This is a genomic window from Microbispora sp. NBRC 16548 (assembly GCF_030268985.1).
GTDB lineage: Bacteria > Actinomycetota > Actinomycetes > Streptosporangiales > Streptosporangiaceae > Microbispora > Microbispora catharanthi.
Window position 1 is genome coordinate 257,011 of record NZ_BSSF01000001.1, and the last position, 19,778, is coordinate 276,788.

The window sequence follows — 19,778 nt, forward strand, 5'->3', positions numbered from 1 at the left end:
CTGTAGTACAAGTTGTGTTGAGATAAGTGGGAGGGATCGCATGGAGACCGAGGAGAAGGACCCGCGCTGGCGCGTCATCGCCACCGACCTACGCGCCGCCATCCTCGATGGCCGTTACCCGCCGGGCGGTGCGCTGCCGAGCGAGCCGGAGCTGGTCAGAAAGTACGAGGTCTCCCGCCCCACGGTCCGCAAGGCCATCGACACTCTGGTCTCCGAGGGCCTGGCCTACGTCATGCGGGGGCGCGGCTCGTTCGTGCGTCCCATGCCCGAGCGGCGCGCCATCATCATCACGGACCGGAACCGGCCGGACCTGGCCGCGCCCGGCAACCATCCCGACGTGCAGGAGTTCGGCTGGGACCTGGCCATGAAGGACGTCGAGCCCGAGGCCCCGCTGTTCACCGACGAGAAAATCAGCGCGAACCGAGACATCGCCATCATGCTCGGCGTCCGGCCTGGACACCCGGTGATCCATCGCCGCAGCATGTGGCACCGAGGCCACACCGCCCGTATCCATGGCGCGTCGGCCCGGCTGGAGATCAACTCCTACACGAACGCTGACATGCTGCCGGAGTGGGACGACCCGAAGCGGTACCACCAGTTTCGTGAGCGTCCCGGCTTCTTCTACCAGTCGCTGGTTGGTGAGCATGGCCCGGTCAGGTGGATGACCCTGACGACGGCCCGCATCGCGTACGAGGATGAGCGCGCCTTGCTGGGGCTGGACTACGCCGAGGCACTGCTGATCATCCGGCGCACCATGGCCCACGCCAACGGCCGTCCCATCGAGGTCACCGAGGTCAAGGCTCCCGCCAACCGCTACGAGATCGGCTACCACACCGAGCTTGCCGACGATCCTGACGCTGACCTCACGCCACAGGAACTCAGCGACAACGGCATCGACCTCGTGATCTAGAAGCTGCCTTCTGGGTGGCTCAGAGTTTCTTTACTGGTTCAAGGGCGAGCCGCCTACGGCGGCCCGCTCGCGCGCCGGGCGGCCAGCCGGCCGGGCATGCGGCTCTCCGGCCGGTCCCGGCCGGCGCCGCCCGCGCGAAGGCCAGCAGCAGTCGCCAGTTCAGGCCGTGACGATCGCTCACTTCGGTTCTCTCAGTAGGCGGTCGGGGCGATCGGCTGCCGCACGGCCTCCGGTGCTCGGGCCTAGCGGCCCTGCGCTCCGGGTCCGTTTGCCGTCGGGCTACTTGGTACCACGCTCCTGAACTGACACTTGCCACGTGTCCGTTGGCCAGCGTAGAGGTAGGTCTGAATTTAGGGTGTCACCATGGTTGCTAGCCGCGCTCCCCACGGCGATGAAGAGGTGTACCAGGCGCTACAGCCCATTTACCCTTTCAATTCGCCTGGTGAACCAGTCATGCTTTATCGAGGGCCGATGGGAGGATTCATAAGTGGAGTGGACGTTGAGGGTGCCGTCCACCTGAACTGCATATCTAAGCTCGACATCTCCTGGCAAATAGACCAGGACGCGGCGCGCCTTTTCAGTGGGAGTTCTCTTGATATTGGCGACGTGAACATCACTCTTAGGCTTCCCATGGGTGACCAGACGCTTTTAGGGCATCGCGGCGATTTCTTCAAGGGGTGGTTCGATGGATCAGGTATAGGCAATGATGATGCTCCTCTAGAGCGAGTTGTGGTCCATTGGATGAACTTGCCGGCTATGCGTGCTCCTATTCGTATCACCGGTGAAGAAAAATTTGAGTGGTTCACGGGGCGATGGAGCGCGGTCATAAACGGCTGGCGGATAATTATAGATAGGAGGCCCGATTATTCGGATGTCTGGCACCTCCTGCGGGAGATGCAGACGATCGCCATGACCCATGTGATGGAAGTGCGCCGCGAAGGTGGAAGTGATTTTACGGCGGCAGAAGTCAAGCCTGTGATTGCCGCACTACAGTTCTCACTATCTTTTGCTGCAGGGCGCTGGGTGGCACCGGCTCTTCCTGTCGGCCTTGATGCAAGCGGTAACGTTCTTTGGCGAGAATGGGGTCCCCTACATTGCAGTCCTGGGCGCGATAGCGGCCTAGCTTGGTGGTGGCGTGAAGGGGGCGACACGGAGGATTATCTGCGGAATGTAATTCAACGATTTATGGATCCGGATGACCGATTCACGCTTAGGTTTTTGATGACGTCTGCAGTTCTCGCGAATTTCGCGGGGTTCGTTGAGCAAAGGATCACTACCGCCTTCTCGGCAATAGAACATCTCACTTGGGTCATCCTCAAGGTGAGAGGCGGGATGAGTAAGAAGGCTTACGATGGGCTAGGCGCGTCCGGTCGGCTAAGAGAAGTGCTTAGCCGGGCGGCTATATCTCCCGAGATCAACGAAGAAGAGCTGCCCAAATTGAGCACATTCATGGCGGATGCTCCGGGGGTTGATGGGGTGCATGACGGGCCGACTGCGGTAGCTCGAATACGAAATGAGATTGTGCATCCCAAAAATTCGCGCGATACGATTTACGGAACTCGTGGCCTGGTCCAGGAAGCATGGCTACTCCTATACCAGTACCTAACATTGCTACTGCTACATGAAGTGGGATACAGAGGCTCGTATCACAATGTGCTGAAGCGTGAGCGATGGTACGGCGATGTTGATCCGGTCCCCTGGACTAATCAGGGTATTGCATAAATCATCGCAGCGCCTAGAACCATACTGATCTGAGGCGTTCATGCTGGCTATCGGGCGTTTCGGAAGTGGCTGTTTGTCATTCGGGATGCTCATTCTGCGAGGGCATCGTAGTTACTTTCTCATCCGGTCTCCGGGTGGGGGCATCGAATCTAAGTTCGGGAGGTATCGCCGGTAACCCGGCGAGCAGGGTAGGAATCTCTGGGTGTTCCAGCGTATTCAACGGCTCTAGCTCGGCTGATCTACGAAGCAGACGTCGAAGTTCCTCTTCAAGCATCGTAAGGTCGAGAGTTTCGCCTGCCACTGTCACACTCCAGGTTGCCTCGTCGATGCGTCTTATGGGAGGTGGTGGGAGAGCTGGCCACCCCTCTCTTTCAAGTTGCTCCGCTGTAAGTCGTGGTTGCTGGGCTACCCAGGTGTCGAGTCGCTCATCATAATGAGCATTAGCGTTGCGAACCCTACGGTCGAAGACAGGCGAGTCGTCCGGTACCTCAAGTAACACTCGCAGATATTCGCCGCGTTTTTCGCGACCCGATTCTCCTTTGACTGGATTGAGTAGCATTGATACCTTCCCTGCATGGTTCAATAACCCTTCAACCGCGAACCAAATAAGAGGATCCTTTGGGTCACTTGCAACCCGATGACGGATTTCTTGAAGGCTGAACAGCGCATGGCGCAGCTCACGGCCAAGCGCGGTCAGGTAGACACGTTGCGCCCATTCATTCCAGGAGAACATTGGGATAACCACCTCGTCATGATGCATGCTTGTTTCTCGCATAATGATCAGCGCAGCCGTGCGGCTGCGGCGCCCAGTCTCTAACGGCCCTTGATCCTGTAGGAGCGAGCATCTATTGGGCCATCATGGCGCAGACGGTATCATCAGTACCTATCCAAGCGCCGCCTGCGCCACTCTCAGTAGACATGCTTGGATAAATCGGGCGATTGCTATCAAAGTATGGGATAACACTCTAGTTGATCACGGGTGTTATGGGCCGGAGCTAGAAGGACGTAGTGCTGAAGGGGGAGAAGAGTCGTGAAGGACACAGACGTCAGTGACGCGGGCCGGCCAGATGGGCGTCGATCCAGTCGGGAGACTTTGCGCCTGCGTGCCGCGACGCGTGCCTTGCGGCTTCACCTCGACGAACTTCCGGTTGTCTTTCACTATGACGGCGCAGGTGACCAATTTCTTGCTGAGGCGGCGTTCCCGTTCGCGCGGCAGCGATATGACTGTGCCGAGTCGATGATCGGCGCTGGATTTGGCGGCGCTGTGCTTGGCTCGCTTGCCCGTAGCCTGTTCGTTGATGGACTGCGCTGGTTATGGATCGGCCAAGCGCCGAAGAGTCGTCGAATCTGCTTGTTGGGGAGCATGCTCGAGGAGCGCAATCGGATATGTTTGGCCTTGGAACGTTACGACGCTAGCTGCCCCATCTTGCCCCGCTGGTTTGCGCCCTTAGTAGGCGTGACAGATCTGACCGGATCGTCAAAAACTTGGCTGCAAGCACCAGCCTTGCCTCATGAAACCGATCTGCTCAATATATTCCTTACGGGCGACCATCCTGCGACTGCGGGCTCGAATGACCTTCTAAGTGCGGCCCAACGCATGCTGAATATAGCCGGCCTACGTGGGGCGGTAATGATTCTTTCTCACGCGGGGCACGGAAACTTGCTGGGCCTGCAGAGTTGTCTCACGGAGAACGGCGCCGTCGGTCATGACCTGCGACCTGACCATGAAGCACTCTATATGCATATGGCTGCAGTAGGCGTCACATTGACTTTGTTCGGTGTATCTGCTGCCGTCCCTGAAAGCTGGCCCGCAGAAGTTGAGCACGAGGAGTTCTTGCGGCAAACGTTGCGTCTGACGGAGGAGGTCGTCGCATCGGCGACCGTTGTTCACGGACTTGGCCCCTCCCAGGCAACCCAGCCTGCTGGTAAAGCATCCAAAATTCAGTCCGCGCCGCCCGCTTTGCTCCGCCCTCAAGTCATACTTGATCACTCCGAAATTCTTCCTGATGTAAATAAAGCGGATCGCGTCATAGCGGCGGCTGAAAAATATTACGACTATGTGCAAAGCTTCGCGATCGACCCATGGCAGGCAGGGGAGCCGGTTAAGCTTGCCAATATCCTTACCTATGCTGGCGCGAACTCTTCACTGACTGCTGTCATGTCGACCTATGACAGAGAGGGGAGTGCCGTCATTGCTGTTTTCGCTGCGCGGATGTTACTGGAGGAAGCTGCTCGCTTCCACTGGATGATCGATGGTAAGTCTGAGGATGAGATCAAGCAGCGGTTCCAGCAGTTCTTTGAGGATTATCGTGCACGGAGAAAGAAAGTCGTTGGTCTGTTCACTGGCAGCGGCATGGCGAGTGCCAGTAAACTACTCGAGTTGCCGGCGCATGTGGAGATTAAGACACCGCATGAGCAGATCTCCAAGGGGCGCAAGCCGCTACCTTCGATAGAGGAAATGTTGCTCGGCCTGGGAAGCCCTTTCCCTGAGCCCGGCTGGCTCAACATTGCCTACTCGCTCCTCAGTCAGGTTGCGCACAGTACGCCTATCGGCAATCTCCACATGACGAGTTATCGAGACGGAACGCTTCGCTCCAACGATATCACCCCAGAGATGCTAGGGTTGACTTTGGATGCCGCATGTCTTGGCAGCGCTTATCTAATCAGCATTTCAGAGCTGTTCTTGAGTCAGGGTGACGAAGACGTCCGCGAGCGCGGTCGTGAACTTCATCGGCTCGCTTATGATGTGCACAATGAGGCCCGGATGCTCCACGGTCTTGATTAGCCGGAAGCGTGGCACTATCTATTTGATTATTGGCCGTATCAAGGCGCTCCGGGCGGTTCCGACCCGCGGCGAGCAGCCGCAACCCTCCGGGGCCTCAAGCGAGCGAAACTTCGGTGCCGACGAGTAGCCGACCTTGTTGCCGTCCTGGCTGAGCGAGCGCCGCTCAGCCCTTGCATGAGTCCGGGCGACTTGAGCTCCCGTCTGCTGTCAGTGGCTGGCAGGTGATGGTGAGCGGCGACTAGCCGCAGCGTTAGGCCCGGAATCTGACCAACATATTGCTACGCCGTGTACTATTGAGGGGATTCGCTCTTCCGTCGGTCGCCGGGTGGGAGGCCACGTCGTGTGGCAGACGGGAGAAAGTAAAGTGAATCAGCAGCGAGTACCCAATGGAGGTAAGGGCGGCAAGTGGTGGTGGCTGCCCGGGACCTTGACGGCGATTGCCTCTGTGGCTCGATTCGCCTACGAGATCTTTCGCGACCACTTCATCCGTTGAGGATGGGGCAAAGCCCCCGCCGTGCAGGCGGGGGCTTTTGTCTCCTGCAGGAGTGCCGCACGTGCAACCCGGCCTACCGTGCCTCACCGGAGAGCAGGGCAGCCCACACGTCACGCGCCTCGCGGAGTGGCCAGCGGTAGGTTTCCTTCATCTCATACTCGGGCTCGGACTGGAGAGTGCTGCGGATGAAGGCTTGGCCGCCGGCCTGACATAGCTCATAGATCGTCGCGCGGCAGTCGCAGGTCCAAGCCAAGATGCGGGCGCGCCCGCTCCCACAGAACGGTTCATGCCAAGCCAACTTGATGTGCCCTCGCTGAGCCAAGGGCACATGCGGAGCCAGACACTCGTCAGAAGCGATCACAGTGTGCTGTTTGTCAGCAGGGCGGATAGCGGATGATGCTGGCGGAGATCCTTGTAGCGGACGGCGATTCGGCGAGCGGTGGTTACCGGGTCGTCGACTGGACCGAACGCGTATATCCACCGCTGCGTGCGGGCGGACTTGCGTCCCGACCACCAGCGGTAGCAGCGGCCATCCGTCCAAACAACCAGTTCGACCCACACAGAAACCAGGGCGAGCCCGTATCCCTCGTGGACATCAGTCCGTATGCCGAGTGCCGCCAATTCATCGCTCAATCGCTCAGCGGCTAGCGATGGCGTTGTGGGCGTTTTCCTTCTTGCGTCAATGGGATGGAATCCCGTCGTGGCCGGATGCATGCTGCAACGCTATGAGCGGCCACAATAGCCTGGAAGTGCGATTTCGTGTCACTTCCCGATGCCCGCAAACGGAAGTGCCACGAGCGGTGTCACCACTCAGTAATCAAGCCGCACAAAGTCCGCGAGATCGCGCATTTCGCTGGTGAGCGCGCGTCGCCTGCCGATAATCCCCTTGAGGATGTCTCGGGCGTATCGCTGGTTGGTCATCCACTCCGGGGCGTCACGTCGAACGTCTTGCAAGATGTCGAAGGCCTCGCTGTGCCGGTGCATCCGGCGGTGTGCCTCGGCCACGTCGAGGAGATGACGGTTCCGGTTGTTGGATGTGGGCCGCAGGTCCGTAACCGGAATCGTCTGCGAGAGCTGGAGGACCTTGTCCGGCCGGTCCTCGATCATGGCGTTCTCCACGCGCTTCATCGCGACGGTGATCGGGCCGAAGGTGCGCAAGAAGTCTTCATCCGGCGTCAAGTCGCGTCCCATGGCGACGGCTGCGGTTCGGGCAAGACGGATCGTGTCGTCCGCCTCGCCCGGCCGGTTGTCGCGGATGGCGGCTGCCGAGGAGCGAAGCAGTAGCCAGCCCCAGGCGGATAGCTGATGCGGTGTCGCACGAGAGATGCGCGGCTCAACGTCGTCGGCCCACTGTGTCGCCATCTGGCGAGCTTCGTTGAGTTGCCCCTGGCGTAGGAGCAGCCAGCAATGGGTGCTGACCGTCGCCGCTGCGTCCAGGGGATCGTTCATGTCGTCCATGGCCCGCGACAGCGCGAACTCGGCCTCGTCGAACTGGCGGGTCTGGGTCATCAGCCAGCCGACAAGGTGCAGCAGCCTGCCTCGTATGTGGCGCGCCGACGGGTCCGCCTCTACCAGCGCATCGGCGTCCCGAAGCATCACCGGCAGCATGGCCGTGATCTGCGAATAGCGATCCTGCTTCCACAACGGCATCGACGCTTCCAAAGCAGAGCCCAGTCCTTCTCGGGTTGGCGCTGCTGCAGGAGAACCATCGAGTCCGTACAGTGCTCGCCGTACCGGCCTCCACATGTCGAGCGTTTTCTCGTCGGCTGGCTCCGCGTCGTGCCGGATTATCAGCGAGGTCGTCGGCACCTTGAGGGCAACCGCGATCTTGCGCAGCGTTTCCAGCCGCACGTCTCTCCGTGCGTCCTGCTCAAGCTTCCGGATGAGCGAGGCAGACACGCCGGCAAGGTCGGCGAGGCCCTGCTGAGTCAGGCCCCGGCGCTTCCGGACGCTGCGGATACGTTCGCCTATCGTGGCCACGCATCCATGCTAAAGACGGCCTGCCTAGTTGTGGTGTGATCGCATGGCTTACTCCGTATGGAACGACCATGTCGCGGTTCTTTGGCCCTCCAGCCCTCGACAACCCCGTCGAGGGAGATTTGGATGAAGCTCTGACGATCTGATCCGACTGTCCAGAGGAGACGACCCGGGTTGACCAAGACCCCTCATTGGCTGCGTGTGCTGATCCGACCTCGGATGGGAGGGGCGCGGACCGTGCTTCGCGACTCGCGCCGGGTGCACCATCTGGCAGCAGCTATCGACGGGCGCCAGCGGCTCAGCAGCTCCTATGACTACTTCCGGAAAGTCCTCAAACAAGGCGTTCGACTTTCCCAGGACGCCGGGGACCGAAGCACCCTTCGCATGCTTGATAGAAGTTGCGACCGTCTGGCCGATCAAATTCTGGCGGCCGTTGGCCAGCTCGAAGCTGAACTGGAGTCACGCGGCTACTATCGTGAGCAATGAGGCTTTACGTTGGGCGCTGCGAGCGGCTGGGTGGTACGTCCCGACCGGGCGGGTCCGTAGCCATACTGAGTGACTATCTGGGTGACAACCGCTGTGGACGAGCCCGGACAGCAGTGGACGACGATGGACCGTACGCCCAGGTCAGGGCGGGTGCTGGTGCTGGTCCCGCCCTTTCCTGGGTTGACTTACAAGCGAGGGGTCACTGGTTCGAACCCAGTACCGCCCACCAGTGAAAAGAGCCCCGTCTCCCATCAGGGAAAACGGGGCTCGTGCCATCAACGTGCCATTAGCTTTGGATCTTGGCTGTTTTGATCTTGCGATTCATCGCGTCGGAGATGCCCTTGTCCGCCTCCGCCGTGAGGCTGGTAGATCATCGTGGCGCGTACGCTGTTCATGGCCCATGCGGGCCATCAGGTCCGGAGGGAAGCGCCGGCACTGGCCGCGATCGTGTTCCCGGTGTTCCTTGGCTCGGGAGCGCGTTGGCGATGACGGCTTAGCCGTGCCCGCCGGGTCCGTCTTCGAGGCGCTTCTCCTCCGCTCTCCGACGGGTGGCGCAGCGCGGGTATCGATCGCGCCGGGGACGCCCAGGGCTGCACGTTCCGCTCGCCGGCGCTGAGCGGACGGGACAAGGGCAGGACTGCGAAAATGGCCGTACCTGACAGGAGATCGGAGCCGGGATGGACATGCGCGCAGAGGTGGAGTGGGTGGACTCACGGGAGAGGCTGCCGGGGGACGGAATGCCCGTGGCCGCCGCGATCACGGGCCGTTTCGTGTCCGACGATGCGGACGAGCTCGATCTGAACGCCGGGCAGGATTTCTGGCTGGTGAGGCCGATGTACTTCACCACCCGTCACTTCGATGAGGACGGGCGTGAGCACCGCGACTGCTTCGTCGACTCTGACGGTGTCGTCCGCCTGCCCTACGGCCGGGACCGTGACGACCCGCAGGAGTGTGACGATCCGATCACTCACTGGGCCGAGCTGCCCACTCTGCCGGGCACGACCGTGCATTACCTGGTGGGCGAGGAAGCGAGGACCGCTCGCGAGAACGCCCTGGGCGAGGGGATATAACGGCGTTTATGGCGCGCTCGCGATCACATGAGTCCCGCCAGCATGGCGTCGGCACCACCATTCCGGAACGCGCCGACCAGGTCCGCGACCCGGCTGCGCAAAGGCCGCCGAGGCAGGCGGCCACTCGCCTGGCGGCAGCTGCACCGTGAAGGGATCGAGGTGGCGGCTGCACGGTTGCCCGGCTGATGCGCGAACTCGGCCTGCACGGCGCATCTGCCTGAAGCTACTTGGCCATCAAAGGCTCGGCTCCGGCCGTACCCGCTGGTGCCGAGGACGGTAGAGCTGGGTCCGGAGGGCGAACCACGCTTGGGAGTCATTGGCGATTGGCTGGGCCGCGCTGGGCACCCGTACGTACACTGGCGGCATGAGCGCGCAACCACATGAGTTCACTCCCGAAGGTCCTCTTCCGGAGAAGAATCTGCGCGCAATTCGTAGAGCGCTGGTCGTGCCGCAGGACCGAGACGGGTTCGACGCAGGTCTTGACGTCGTCCTGGCTGAGGTCCGGGCGAGTCTGGACCTCGGTCGGTTGAGCGAGTTCATCCACACCTGGTGGCTGATCGCGTGCGATTCGGTCAACGATCCGCAGGGCCGCAGAGACGTCTACGAGCGGGCTGCCCACGTACAGGAACTGGCAGACGGCGGCAGATCGATTCCTCGAGGTGGCAAGACCTGGCGCCAGCTGCTGGCGGAGCGCGGGGTCGAGCGGTAGGTGTACTCGATTGTCGAGCCCGATCCTGTCGCTCAAGAACAGATCGCGGCCCTGCCGGACGATGCCTTGCGGTATCTGGCCGGGGTGCTGGACCTGATTGAGCTTGAGCCCTGGGCCGGTGGACCGCAGTCGCCAAGCAAGCCCGACGGCAACATGCGGGTCATGCCGTTTGGGGAGCGTGGGCTGGTGACTTATCTCGTATTGGAGCCCCAGCGCGAGGTGTACATCGTTCGCGTGCAGTGGATCTAACCGTCCGGCTGCTTTCAGGAATGGCCGCGCTGGGTGACAACCGCCGTGGACGAGCCTGGACGGCGGTGGACAACAGGGGACCGTACGCCCAGGTCAGGGCGCGTGCCGGTGCTGGTCCCGCCCCTTCTCGGGTTGACTTACAAGCGAGGGGTCACTGGTCCGAACCCAGTACCGCCCACCAGCGAAAAGAGCCCCGTCTCCCATCAGGGAAGACGGGGCTCGTGCCATTAACGTGCCATCAGCTTTGGATCTTGGCCCTTTTGATCTTGCGATTCATCGCGTCGGAGATGCCCTTGTCCGCCTCCGCCGTGAGGCTGGTAGATCATCGTGGCGCGTACGCTGTTCATGGCCCATGCGGGCCATCAGGTCGTGGAGGGAAGCGCCGGCACTGGCCGCGATCGTGTTCCCGGTGTGGCCAAGATCGTGGAAGGGGAGCCCGGGGACGCCGATCTTCTTGGTCGTCTCACTCCACTTGACCGCCCGGCGGAAGTTGCTGCGCCGCAGGATGCCGCCGTTCGCCCCGGTGAAGACGAGCGCGACCGGTGCTGGCTCGGTGAACGGGTCGAGGCGCTGACGTAGCGCCGGAATGATCGCCTCCGGGATCGCCACCGTTCGCAGACCGCCATGGGACTTGGGCGGCCCGACGAGGAGTTCGCCTGTGTCCAACTCGACATGCTGTTGCCGAACGCTGACGGTCCCGGCCTTCAGGTCCAGGTCCATCCGCCGCAGTGCCGCGACCTCGCCCCACCGCAGACTCGCGAAGGTGGCGAGCAGGATCAAGGCGGTGGCGCACCGCGCCGCCGCACTCCCACGCCGTTCTCCCCGCGCTGCGCGTGGGGCCTGGGAGCCGTTCTCGTGCGGGGACGCGCGGACCGCCGCGCGCCCGCCGCGCCGCACCAAGGCACTGCGCCGACCGCCGGCACGCCACCGCCTGATTTGCCACTCAGCCGCTCCGACATGATCTGATAGCCGGGATCTTGGAGGGCTGACCATCATGACCAGATCGAGTGGACGCATCCTCACTGCCCCCGTAGCTCTGTTGACCCTGATGGTCACCGCGGCATCCGCACCCTCCGTCTCCTGGGTGTCGAGCCCGGAATACGAAGCCGTATGTCACCCTGACGCGCGTAACGAAGAATGGGACCCTAAACGCAGCGGAGAGTGGAACCGGCCATTCGACATCCACAGGAGAATAGAGCTGACCAGGCATGGGGCGATCAAGATGCGAAACATCGTTCTCTGCAGGACGATCCCTTGACCTGTGGCCAGTTCATTGCGCCTCCGGCGGGGGCCTCAGCTCCGGGGTGATCGCGACGAGTACGAGCCGGGTCCGTAGTGGCTGAGGTGGGCCTGATAGTCCCGCCTGCCCCGACCCAGGCAGAGCCCAGCAGCCCGACTCCTCCAGTTCAAGCCCGTCCGTGACCGTTGGCATCTGGTGATCGAGGAACGGCGGCCGGTTGAGGTAAACGCGAGGACAGGCTCGGCCTTCCGTCGCCGGCCCGCTGCCGCTTCGCGGTGGGTCGAGGCAGACGGGAAGATCGGGCCATGGACGACACGTCCAGGAACTGGTCGACGCCGGCAAACCGATTCCTCTGGGCGACAAGACATGGCGCCAACTGCCGGCGGAGCGCGGGGTCGAGCGGTAGATGTATTCGATCGTCGAGCCCGATCCTGTCCTCACGGGTGCGTCTCAACACATCGAGTGATTATGGAATGGCAGGGCTTTCATTCACGTCGGGGTTCGTCTGCACGCCGATGCGCCCGAGGGTGGCGTGGGAACGTCCGGCCTGGAACTGGGCCTTCCGCAGGAGATCTTCGATCAATTGGGTGCGGTGGAGAACTTCAGCGAGCCGGGCCCCCGGGTCCGGGTCGCCGGTTTTGTCACACAAGACATATCTAGTCGGCAGTGCTTTGACCTCGGTACGCACATGGGCGGCTACGGTGACGGCGGCCTCGATCATCTCGCGTAGGAGCCTTCCCGCTTGATGCAGTTCGGAGGGGTTCAGTTCGCGGCCTTCCCTCACGGCCCGAACGAACTCGTCGAAACGCGCCAAGTCATCCGTCTCCATCGTTGCCTCCCGTATCTTCCGAACCGCCTGCTGGCTTACACAGTCATCGCCTGGATGATGCGGCCACATCGATACTGTTGAGCAAGCGGCCGTCTGGACGAGCCTGCCCCGGCGGAGCGTGACCTTCCGTTCTTCGCGTTGTTTGAGGCTGAGCCGGACCTCGCCGAACGTCATGAGGAGATTCTGCGCTCTGAGATGGGCCGCTGACGTGCTCCTGGGGATACCGGGGTCCTTCTCGCCGTCGGCAATGCCAAGGAGACGCACCACGAGGCATGTCTCAAGCTGCTCCGCCAGGCGGAGGGACCACTGCTCGTGCCGTCGCCGGTCATGGGAGAAGTCGGCTATCTCCTGGAGTCGCGTGTTGGTCCACAAGCCGAAGTCGCGTTCCTGAAGTCGTTCGGCGGCAGCGGCTTCATGTAGCCGAGCTGGAGTACGGGGATCTTCCTCGGATGGCGGCACCCGTCGAGAGGTACGTCGATCTTCCTCTCGGGCTGGTGGACGCCGCCGTCATCGCGCCGCTTTCGGGTGCGCCGACCGGCTACGCCGCCACCACTCGGCCGCCGCAGCGGACGTCGCCGGTCGACGCGGACAGGATCGGCTGGATGTTCGCGGATACCTCGCGGGTTGATCCTCTTCGGCGCAGTGGCGGGTCCGGTGCACGGCCGTGGTCAGTGGCCGGGGTGGACGAGGCCGCATTCGTAGGCGAAGACCACAGCCTGGACTCGGTCGCGGAGACCCAGCTTGGAGAGGATGCGGGTGACGTGGGTTTTGACCGTTGGCCCGCTGAGGTACAGTTCCGCGGCGATCTCTGCGTTGGAGCGGCCTCGGGCGATGAGCCTCAGTACCTCGAGTTCGCGCGGGGTCAGCGTCTCGAGCCCGGCTGGGCGGTCAGAGCCCGGCCGTGGGCGGCGGACGTAATCCTCGATCATTCGCCGGGTGATCTCTGGTGCCAGTAGTGCCTCGCCCGCGGCGACCGTACGGACGGCCCCGGCCAGCTCGCGCGGCGGTGCGCTCTTGAGCAGGAAGCCGCTCGCCCCGGCCCGCAGCGCCTGGTAAACGTACTCATCCTCATCGAACGTCGTGAGTATGAGGATGCGCGCCCGGCAGGTGCCGCCGTTCAGCAGGTGGCGCGTCGCCTCGATGCCGTCCAGGCGCGGCATGCGGATGTCCATGAGGATGACGTCGGGCTGCAGCAGGGAGCCCCGGTCAACGGCCTCGACGCCGTCGACCGCCTCGCCGACCACCTCGATATCGTCCTGACCCTCCAAGATCGAGCGGAAGCCGCCGCGTACGAGGGCTTGGTCGTCGACGAGCAGGACCTTGATCATCGCTGACCCGCCTCCAGCGGCAACTGTGCCGTAACGGTAAAGCCACCGCCGGGCGTGCCCGCTGTCTCAAGCGAGCCGCCGTAGAGCCCGACCCGTTCGCGCATCCCGATCAGGCCGTGCCCGACGCGGTTGGTGTCGGCTCCGCCTGACCCGCCTGTTCGCCCGGTGTCGCGGATGCTTACCCGTACGGACTGATCGTCGTAGTGCAACCTGACGTGCGCGGTGGTCGGCGCGGCGTGTTTCAGCACGTTGGTGAGCGCCTCCTGCACGATCCGATAGACGGTCAGGTCCACGCCGGGTGGGAGCGGGCGGCCCGAACCCTCCACGGTGAGCTCGACCGGCAGGCCGATCGCGGCCATGTGGTCGATGAGTTCGGCCAGGTCGGCCGTGCCCGGCTGCGGCTTGAGCGCAAGCTGAGCCCGTTCCCCGCGCAGCAGGCCGAGCATGCGCCCGAGTTCGCCGACGGCCTGCCGCCCGGTTTCCTGGACCGAGCGCAGCGGTGCTCGCGCCTTCTGCGGGTCGCGGTCGAGCAGGTCCTCGGCGGCGCCCGCTTGGACCACCATGACGCTGACGCAGTGGGCCACGATGTCGTGCAACTCGCGCGCGATGCGGGCGCGTTCGTCGGCTAGCGCGACGCGGATCGCTTCCTCGCGCTCGGCCTCCAGTTGCCGGGCCCGGGCGCGGTCGTCGGAGTGGCTGCGGGCGCGGGTACGCAGCACCCGGCCGGCGACGAAGCACACCGCCAGCGGCACCGCGACGAACGGGATGTTGCCGACGGTGCCGGACTCCGGGTTGCGCAGGAACACCACGACCAAGCCGGCGCCGACGGCCGCCACGCCGATGAAGGCCCGTGCCGACACGCTGTGCCGGGCCACCGAGTAGGTGGCGACCAGGATGGGCAGGAGATCGCCCCACAGAGTGACCGTCAGCGGCGTCACCAGCATCGGCCCGGCGATCGCGACCGCGAGGATCACGGCAGTGGCGAGCGGCGTCACCCGGCGCAACGCCAGGATCGATGTCGCCACCAGCGTGGAGGCGACCACGACCGGCAGCGGGCCGTACGGCGTCGAGTTGTCGAGATGGAACGCAAGGTCGGCCTGGGCGAAGCCGGTGATCGCAAGGGCGAGCAGCGCGTCCGGGAGCAGCCCGGCCGGCCTGTGCCGCAGCCACGCACGCGCCGGCGACTCCACCCGGGCCCGGGCCGGGTTTGTCACGTCCATCACACCCGCAAGGTACCTACGGGCGCGCTCGCGTGGCGTCGTTCGCAGGTCGCATTTCCGGCAGCGTGGTTCGCGACCGGGGTATCAACCGGTGCCGACCCCGGTACGACGACGCCGCGGGTGCGCAGGGCCGACGCTGAGGACGCGCCGCCGACGGACGGCATCGCGTACAGCGCCTGGCGCTGCGAACCATGGAGGAGACCATGACCGTGAACGTGAGACGCCTCGCCGGGTGGGCGCTCATCGTCGGCACGATCGTCGCGGGGGCGGGCTACCTCGCCGCCAACCTGCTCGCGCCGGGCAGCGGCGACGAGGTGTTCCGCTACCAGAACTGGCCGCTGTTCGAGGGGATCGCGCTGGTCGGGGACGTCATCATCGCGCTGGGGCTGCCGGTGATCCTGACCTTCGCCGGGCGTGCGCCGAAGCTGCACATCGTCGGCTACGCCGGCATATTCGCCGCGCTGGTGATGCTCAATGTCGGCGAGGGCACCACTGAGGCGTTCGTCAAGCCGTATCTGGTCGGCCACGGCGGCATCCCCGCACAGGAACCGCCGGGTTTCGCGGTCTTCGAGGGTGTCGCGCTCCTGGCGCTGGTCGTCGGCTCGATCTGCCTCGGCATCGCTGTGCTGAGGGCGCGGACGCTGCCGTGGTGGATCGGGGTCGCGCTGATCGTCTCGTGCCTCCTCGGCGCCCTCGGGCTGCCCGGGGCCTGGTTCCTGGTGCCCGACGGCGTCTTCTTCGCGGCGCTGTTCGCCATCGGCGTCTTCGCCTTGCGGGGAAGGCCGGACCATACCCCGGCGATGGTCGGGCAGGTGGCCGCTGGCACCCGGGGATGATCTTTCGCCCTGGCGTGGAGGCGGCGCCTGTTCGTACCGAACACCGAGCACTCGCCCTCCTGAACAAGCCCCGTGTGGCCCGACGACCGGTTCGCCCATGTCCGACTCGACGTGCTGTTGCCGAACGCTGACCGTTCCGGCGTTCAGGTCCAGGTCCATCCGCCGCATCGCGACCTCGCCCCAGCGCAGGCTCGCGAAGGCAGTGAGCAGGATCAACGCGCGCAGCCGTACCGGCCACCAGGCCGGCCAGCTCGAACACCCGGGCCACGGTGAGGACTGGTCGCCCTATCGACTTCTCCTCGCCGGCACCGCGAAGGAACCGGTACGTGCGGCATGAGGTCCTAATGCCGTGGACCCTCGCCACCTGAGCCGGCACTTCGCGGTACGGCTGTCCACGCTTGGGCCAGGGATATGTCCTCAGTCGTAGGTGGAGATCTCGATGAGGTTGTGGTCCGGGTCACGGATATACAGGCTGGTGATCGGGCCGAGCGCGCCGGTCCTGGGAACCGGACCCTCTTCGATGGGTACGCCCGCGGCGGTCAGATGTGCGGCCACCTGGTCCAGGGGCGAATGGGTGATCAGGCAGAGGTCGGCGCTGCCCGGCACGGGGCGGAGGGCGTGTGGCCGGATCTCGTGCCCGGCCTGGTGCAGGTTGATCTTGCTGGAACCGAAGGCGAGCGCGTGACGGCCACCGCTGAAGGTCACCGGCTCCATTCCGAGGGCGTCCCGATAGAAATCGATCGTCCGGGAGATGTCGGCCACGGTCAGGACCAGGTGATCCAGGCTCGCAATGCGGACGGCGAAGGTCTCCTTGACGGCCTCCCAGGCGACCGGTGGCAGGAGAACCCGGTTACGGGCGAAGAACGCGTGAAGCGCGGCCCCGTGTTCGGCGCGAATGTCCGCGTTGTGCCGGGCGACGTCGATCTCGTTCGCGGCTGTGATCAGGATGAACGCTCGGAGTTCGGCGACGGAGGGGTCAACTGGTCGGCCTGTGAAGCGGTCTACGAAGCGCAGGGCGGGATAGGTGGCTGCGCGGTCGCAGGAGGCGTAGAGATACACCAGCGCCTCGGCCGGGGACCCGATCACCTCGGCCAGCGCGGCGCGATCGGCGAGGTCGAGGAGCGGGTGGTCGAAGCCGTCTGTGCCGTAGGTCGCGTGACACAGACCGGCGAGTTGCACCTCTTCAGGCGCGTCCCAGTCCTTGAGCTGGGCGGCGACGCGGTGCAGGTGCTCCAGGAGCGTGCCGCCGGGGTGAGGGATCTCGGCGGCGCCCTTGGAGGCGAGGAATGCTGTCGAATCCGTAAAGGTATCCGCTGTCATGTTCGCCTTGTATACACCGGGGGTGAGATCGACGCGGACAGGGGCACCCGATGCGGAAGGTCGCGAACACCTGCTGCGGCATCGGCGCGTCGGGTGTCTGCTGAACCCGAGGGAGTAGGCACGCGACGTGGATCAAGCGTGGTTGTGCGGTCCGCGCCGCTGCTGCTCGACCGCTATGAGCGCACTACTGCTCGCGCCGCTTCCGATCGTGCCGAAGCGCTAGCCTCACCGCGAGATAGACCACCGCGAACTGCACAGCAAGGCCGATGATAACCGTAAAAATCTCGATGACGCCGACACCGAACACAGTGCTCCAGAATCGTCGATGAATTCGAGTATTTCTGGCCTACTCAATCGTTATGGAGCCGAATCGACGGGAATCCTTCGCGGACCATAAAGGGGGGGGCATGGGAGGGAAAGAGGGGCATGCCCCGCACCAGTCAGCGGGCCATACGCCCAGCCTCACGGCCCACCCGGAGGAGAACATGGCGGCCGCCGATCTGATCCTTTCAGACGACGACCTCGCCGCCTTGGACACGCTCGCCTGATCAGACCCCTCCGCCGGACGAAGCGGGCCGCAGCCGGTACCGGGTTCGATCAGTGCGGCGTACAGTCCGAGACGGTCCAAAGTCGGCGAAGAGCGCCGGCGGGACCGGGACGCCCGACAGCGACGACGCTCACTGGAGGCGTGTGATGACGCCCGCTCGCCCGGCCGTTCGCCGCGGTGCTCGTTATGCCGCCGCGCGCACAAGCACGACCAGAACGCAGGACCCCTCCCTGCAATGGCAGATTCTGGTACTGATCGTCGCGGGAGCCTTCGCCGTGCACGCCAACGGCCTCGGCAACGGCTTCATCTATTTCGACGATCCCGAGGGCGTGGTGGACAACGTCTCCATCCGGGAGTTCAGCGGGACCAACATCGGCCACTGGTTCACCACGCCGCTGCAGTTCATGTATACGCCGCTGGTGTACGTGTCGTACGCGATCGACTATCTGTTCGGCCACGGCGCGATCGGCATGTACCACTTCACGAACCTGATACTGCACCTGGCCAATGTGGTGTTGGTGTTCCTGTTGTTCCGCCGGCTCACCGAGCGCGCTTTCCTGGCCTGCTTCGTCGCGGTGGCGTTCGCGATCCATCCCGTGAACGTCGACACGGTCGCCTGGATCTCCGCCCGCAGCAACCTGCTGGCCACGCTCCTCTCACTGGCCGCGCTCCTGGTCTACCTGCGTTACGTCAGGTCACAGCGCTGGCAGCCGTTGGCCTGGTCCGTGGTCCTGTTCGGGCTGGCCGCGCTTTCCAAGTCGACCGCCGTCGCGCTTCCCCTGGTGTTGTTCCTCGTGGACCACTTGCAAGGCCGCAGGCCGAGCCGGCGTCTGTTCCTGGAGAAGATCCCGTTTCTCGGCATCGCCGCGATCACGGTTCTCGTCGCGCTGAACGTACGGCAGGATGTGGTCCCGCAGCACGGGTACACCGTTGTCGACCGGTTCCTCCTGGCCTGCTCGGCGTTGGTGAACCATCTGGTGCAGTCGGTCTACCCGTTCCATCTGTCCCTCGCCTACGAGTACCCCCACAAGCCCTTCCCCTGGTACCTCTACCTTTTCCCGTTGGTGCTCGCGGCCGGGGCCGCCGCTTTGTGGCTGGTGAGGCCGGCTCGCAGAATCGTCGTCTTCGGGCTCGGATTCTTCGCGGTCACCATCGCGCCGACCCAGGCCGTGCTTCTCATCGACGGCTACCACGCGAACAGATATGCGTACCTGCCGTATCTCGGCATCTTCCTCATCGCCGGATATTTCACGGACACGGCGCTCCGGCACCGTAATCGCAGGCTGCGTGCCGGCGCGATCGGGGCGACCGCGGGGTTCGTGATCCTCTTCGCCACGCTGACCATCATCCGGAACACGGCCTGGCGGAATACGGAAACCATCATGAGCGACGCCATCGCCAAAGAGCCCGGCGTCGCGTTGACGTACAACAGCCGGGGCATCGCCAGATTCCGCGACGGAAACTACACCGACGCCACATCGGATTTCGAGCGCACCGTCGAACTCGACCCGGACTTCGTCCTGGCGCACCACTACCTCGGCATGATCAAATATCGCGACCGCGACTACACCGGGGCACTCGGCGAGCTCGACTATGAGGTGTCGCGGCTTCCGACCTTCGCAGCCGCCTACAACGAGCGCGGTAAGGTCAAAATCGCTCTGCGTGATTACTCGGGCGCGTACGCGGACCTTTCCACGGCCATCGCCTATGACCCGCAGCTGGCAGAGGCCTACTACTCCCGGGGAGCGGCCGGGATCGGGCTGGGTAACCCGCGCGGGGCGATATCCGATCTGAACACGGCGATCGGACTGATCCCCCAATACGCCGACGCCTATTACCAGCGTGGAGTGGCCGAATCCCGGCTGGGCGACACCGGTGCCGCCTGCGCCGACTGGAACGCGGCGGTGTCCCTCGGCAACCCCGATGCGAACAAATCCCTCGCCGACAACCACTGCGCCGGTTGACCGGATGGTCCGATATCCGGCCGGGTGCTCAACCTGATTGATCATGACCTTCAACGTGGTCGGCCATCTCACGCGCGGCTCCACTTGACCTTG

17 protein-coding genes and 1 pseudogene are annotated in these 19,778 nt (G+C 63.9%); 11 read left to right on the forward strand and 7 right to left on the reverse strand.

Translation table 11 applies throughout. The annotated features are described in order from the left end of the window. Positions 1 to 40: 40 nt before the first annotated feature. Both QSK36_RS01185 and QSK36_RS01190 read left to right on the forward strand, forming a co-directional pair. Complete coding sequence (locus QSK36_RS01185) at positions 41 to 910, forward strand: GntR family transcriptional regulator (RefSeq protein ID WP_285781013.1); 870 nt, start codon at positions 41 to 43, stop codon at positions 908 to 910. Positions 911 to 1,273: 363 nt separating this feature from the next. Then, positions 1,274 to 2,632 (forward strand): YopA family protein, encoded by a 1,359-nt coding sequence (locus QSK36_RS01190; protein WP_285781014.1) that lies wholly within the window; start codon positions 1,274 to 1,276, stop codon positions 2,630 to 2,632. 76 nt (positions 2,633 to 2,708) lie between these two features. On the opposite strand, the gene QSK36_RS01195 is transcribed toward QSK36_RS01190, so the two are convergent. Further along, complete coding sequence (locus QSK36_RS01195; protein WP_285781015.1) at positions 2,709 to 3,392, reverse strand: hypothetical protein; 684 nt, start codon at positions 3,390 to 3,392, stop codon at positions 2,709 to 2,711. Positions 3,393 to 3,662: 270 nt separating this feature from the next. On the opposite strand from QSK36_RS01195, the gene QSK36_RS01200 reads away from it, so the two are divergent. Next, positions 3,663 to 5,417, forward strand: coding sequence for a hypothetical protein (locus tag QSK36_RS01200; protein WP_285781016.1), 1,755 nt, complete (start codon positions 3,663 to 3,665; stop codon positions 5,415 to 5,417). An 850-nt stretch (positions 5,418 to 6,267) separates the two neighbouring features. On the opposite strand, the gene QSK36_RS01205 is transcribed toward QSK36_RS01200, so the two are convergent. Then, the gene (locus QSK36_RS01205) at positions 6,268 to 6,624 is read right to left on the reverse strand and encodes a hypothetical protein (RefSeq protein ID WP_285781017.1); all 357 of its coding nucleotides are present in this window, start codon (positions 6,622 to 6,624) and stop codon (positions 6,268 to 6,270) included. A gap of 96 nt (positions 6,625 to 6,720) precedes the next feature. Beyond that, positions 6,721 to 7,890 (reverse strand): helix-turn-helix domain-containing protein, encoded by a 1,170-nt coding sequence (locus QSK36_RS01210; RefSeq protein WP_285781018.1) that lies wholly within the window; start codon positions 7,888 to 7,890, stop codon positions 6,721 to 6,723. Positions 7,891 to 8,061: 171 nt separating this feature from the next. Here QSK36_RS01210 and QSK36_RS01215 point away from each other — a divergent pair, with 171 nt between their 5' ends. From QSK36_RS01215 to QSK36_RS01230, 4 genes are all read left to right on the forward strand, one after another. Beyond that, entirely contained in the window at positions 8,062 to 8,373 is a 312-nt protein-coding gene (locus tag QSK36_RS01215) for a hypothetical protein (protein ID WP_285781019.1), read from the forward strand. Between the two features lie 677 nt (positions 8,374 to 9,050). Then, positions 9,051 to 9,443 (forward strand): AQJ64_40280 family protein, encoded by a 393-nt coding sequence (locus tag QSK36_RS01220; RefSeq protein WP_183535997.1) that lies wholly within the window; start codon positions 9,051 to 9,053, stop codon positions 9,441 to 9,443. Positions 9,444 to 9,807: 364 nt separating this feature from the next. Next, complete coding sequence (locus QSK36_RS01225; RefSeq protein ID WP_285781020.1) at positions 9,808 to 10,152, forward strand: DUF6247 family protein; 345 nt, start codon at positions 9,808 to 9,810, stop codon at positions 10,150 to 10,152. Then, on the forward strand, positions 10,153 to 10,401 hold the full coding sequence (locus QSK36_RS01230; protein WP_169979892.1) for a hypothetical protein: 249 nt from the start codon (positions 10,153 to 10,155) through the stop codon (positions 10,399 to 10,401). It abuts the gene before it with no gap. Between the two features lie 273 nt (positions 10,402 to 10,674). Here QSK36_RS01230 and QSK36_RS01235 read toward each other — a convergent pair whose 3' ends face one another. Continuing rightward, positions 10,675 to 11,181 carry a site-specific integrase gene (locus QSK36_RS01235; RefSeq protein WP_285781021.1) on the reverse strand — a complete coding sequence of 169 codons (507 nt, stop codon included), beginning with the start codon at positions 11,179 to 11,181 and terminating at the stop codon, positions 10,675 to 10,677. Between the two features lie 1,568 nt (positions 11,182 to 12,749). Between QSK36_RS01235 and QSK36_RS43410 the strand changes: the two are divergent. Beyond that, positions 12,750 to 12,890: pseudogene (locus QSK36_RS43410) on the forward strand (hypothetical protein); the annotation flags it as partial. A gap of 248 nt (positions 12,891 to 13,138) precedes the next feature. On the opposite strand, the gene QSK36_RS01245 reads toward QSK36_RS43410, so the two are convergent. Beyond that, on the reverse strand, positions 13,139 to 13,798 hold the full coding sequence (locus QSK36_RS01245) for a response regulator (RefSeq protein WP_285781023.1): 660 nt from the start codon (positions 13,796 to 13,798) through the stop codon (positions 13,139 to 13,141). Continuing rightward, positions 13,795 to 15,018: a sensor histidine kinase gene (locus tag QSK36_RS01250; RefSeq protein ID WP_285781436.1), complete on the reverse strand. Its 1,224-nt coding sequence runs from the start codon at positions 15,016 to 15,018 to the stop codon at positions 13,795 to 13,797. Before QSK36_RS01250 ends, QSK36_RS01245 begins: the two co-directional genes overlap by 4 nt. A gap of 203 nt (positions 15,019 to 15,221) precedes the next feature. Between QSK36_RS01250 and QSK36_RS01255 the strand changes: the two genes are divergently transcribed. Continuing rightward, the gene (locus QSK36_RS01255) at positions 15,222 to 15,854 is read left to right on the forward strand and encodes a hypothetical protein (RefSeq protein WP_285781024.1); all 633 of its coding nucleotides are present in this window, start codon (positions 15,222 to 15,224) and stop codon (positions 15,852 to 15,854) included. Between the two features lie 417 nt (positions 15,855 to 16,271). Here the strand turns inward: QSK36_RS01255 and QSK36_RS01260 are convergent, their stop codons facing one another. Then, on the reverse strand, positions 16,272 to 17,174 hold the full coding sequence (locus tag QSK36_RS01260) for a VOC family protein (RefSeq protein WP_285781025.1): 903 nt from the start codon (positions 17,172 to 17,174) through the stop codon (positions 16,272 to 16,274). 407 nt (positions 17,175 to 17,581) lie between these two features. On the opposite strand from QSK36_RS01260, the gene QSK36_RS01265 reads away from it, so the two are divergent. Continuing rightward, positions 17,582 to 17,722, forward strand: a complete 141-nt coding sequence (locus tag QSK36_RS01265) for a hypothetical protein (RefSeq protein WP_183536011.1) — start codon at positions 17,582 to 17,584, stop codon at positions 17,720 to 17,722. A gap of 145 nt (positions 17,723 to 17,867) precedes the next feature. Next, the gene (locus QSK36_RS01270; RefSeq protein WP_285781026.1) at positions 17,868 to 19,685 is read left to right on the forward strand and encodes a glycosyltransferase family 39 protein; all 1,818 of its coding nucleotides are present in this window, start codon (positions 17,868 to 17,870) and stop codon (positions 19,683 to 19,685) included. Positions 19,686 to 19,778 lie beyond the last annotated feature (93 nt).

Coding starts and splice junctions, on each gene's coding strand:
- QSK36_RS01185 (WP_285781013.1), top strand. CDS start 41: ATGGAGACCGAGGAGAAGGACCCGCGCTGGCGCGTCATCGCCACCGAC.
- QSK36_RS01190 (WP_285781014.1), top strand. CDS start 1,274: ATGGTTGCTAGCCGCGCTCCCCACGGCGATGAAGAGGTGTACCAGGCG.
- QSK36_RS01195 (WP_285781015.1), bottom strand. CDS start 3,392: ATGCATCATGACGAGGTGGTTATCCCAATGTTCTCCTGGAATGAATGG.
- QSK36_RS01205 (WP_285781017.1), bottom strand. CDS start 6,624: ATGCATCCGGCCACGACGGGATTCCATCCCATTGACGCAAGAAGGAAA.
- QSK36_RS01220 (WP_183535997.1), top strand. CDS start 9,051: ATGGACATGCGCGCAGAGGTGGAGTGGGTGGACTCACGGGAGAGGCTG.
- QSK36_RS01225 (WP_285781020.1), top strand. CDS start 9,808: ATGAGCGCGCAACCACATGAGTTCACTCCCGAAGGTCCTCTTCCGGAG.
- QSK36_RS01245 (WP_285781023.1), bottom strand. CDS start 13,798: ATGATCAAGGTCCTGCTCGTCGACGACCAAGCCCTCGTACGCGGCGGC.
- QSK36_RS01250 (WP_285781436.1), bottom strand. CDS start 15,018: ATGGACGTGACAAACCCGGCCCGGGCCCGGGTGGAGTCGCCGGCGCGT.
- QSK36_RS01255 (WP_285781024.1), top strand. CDS start 15,222: ATGACCGTGAACGTGAGACGCCTCGCCGGGTGGGCGCTCATCGTCGGC.
- QSK36_RS01260 (WP_285781025.1), bottom strand. CDS start 17,174: ATGACAGCGGATACCTTTACGGATTCGACAGCATTCCTCGCCTCCAAG.
- QSK36_RS01265 (WP_183536011.1), top strand. CDS start 17,582: ATGGGAGGGAAAGAGGGGCATGCCCCGCACCAGTCAGCGGGCCATACG.
- QSK36_RS01270 (WP_285781026.1), top strand. CDS start 17,868: ATGACGCCCGCTCGCCCGGCCGTTCGCCGCGGTGCTCGTTATGCCGCC.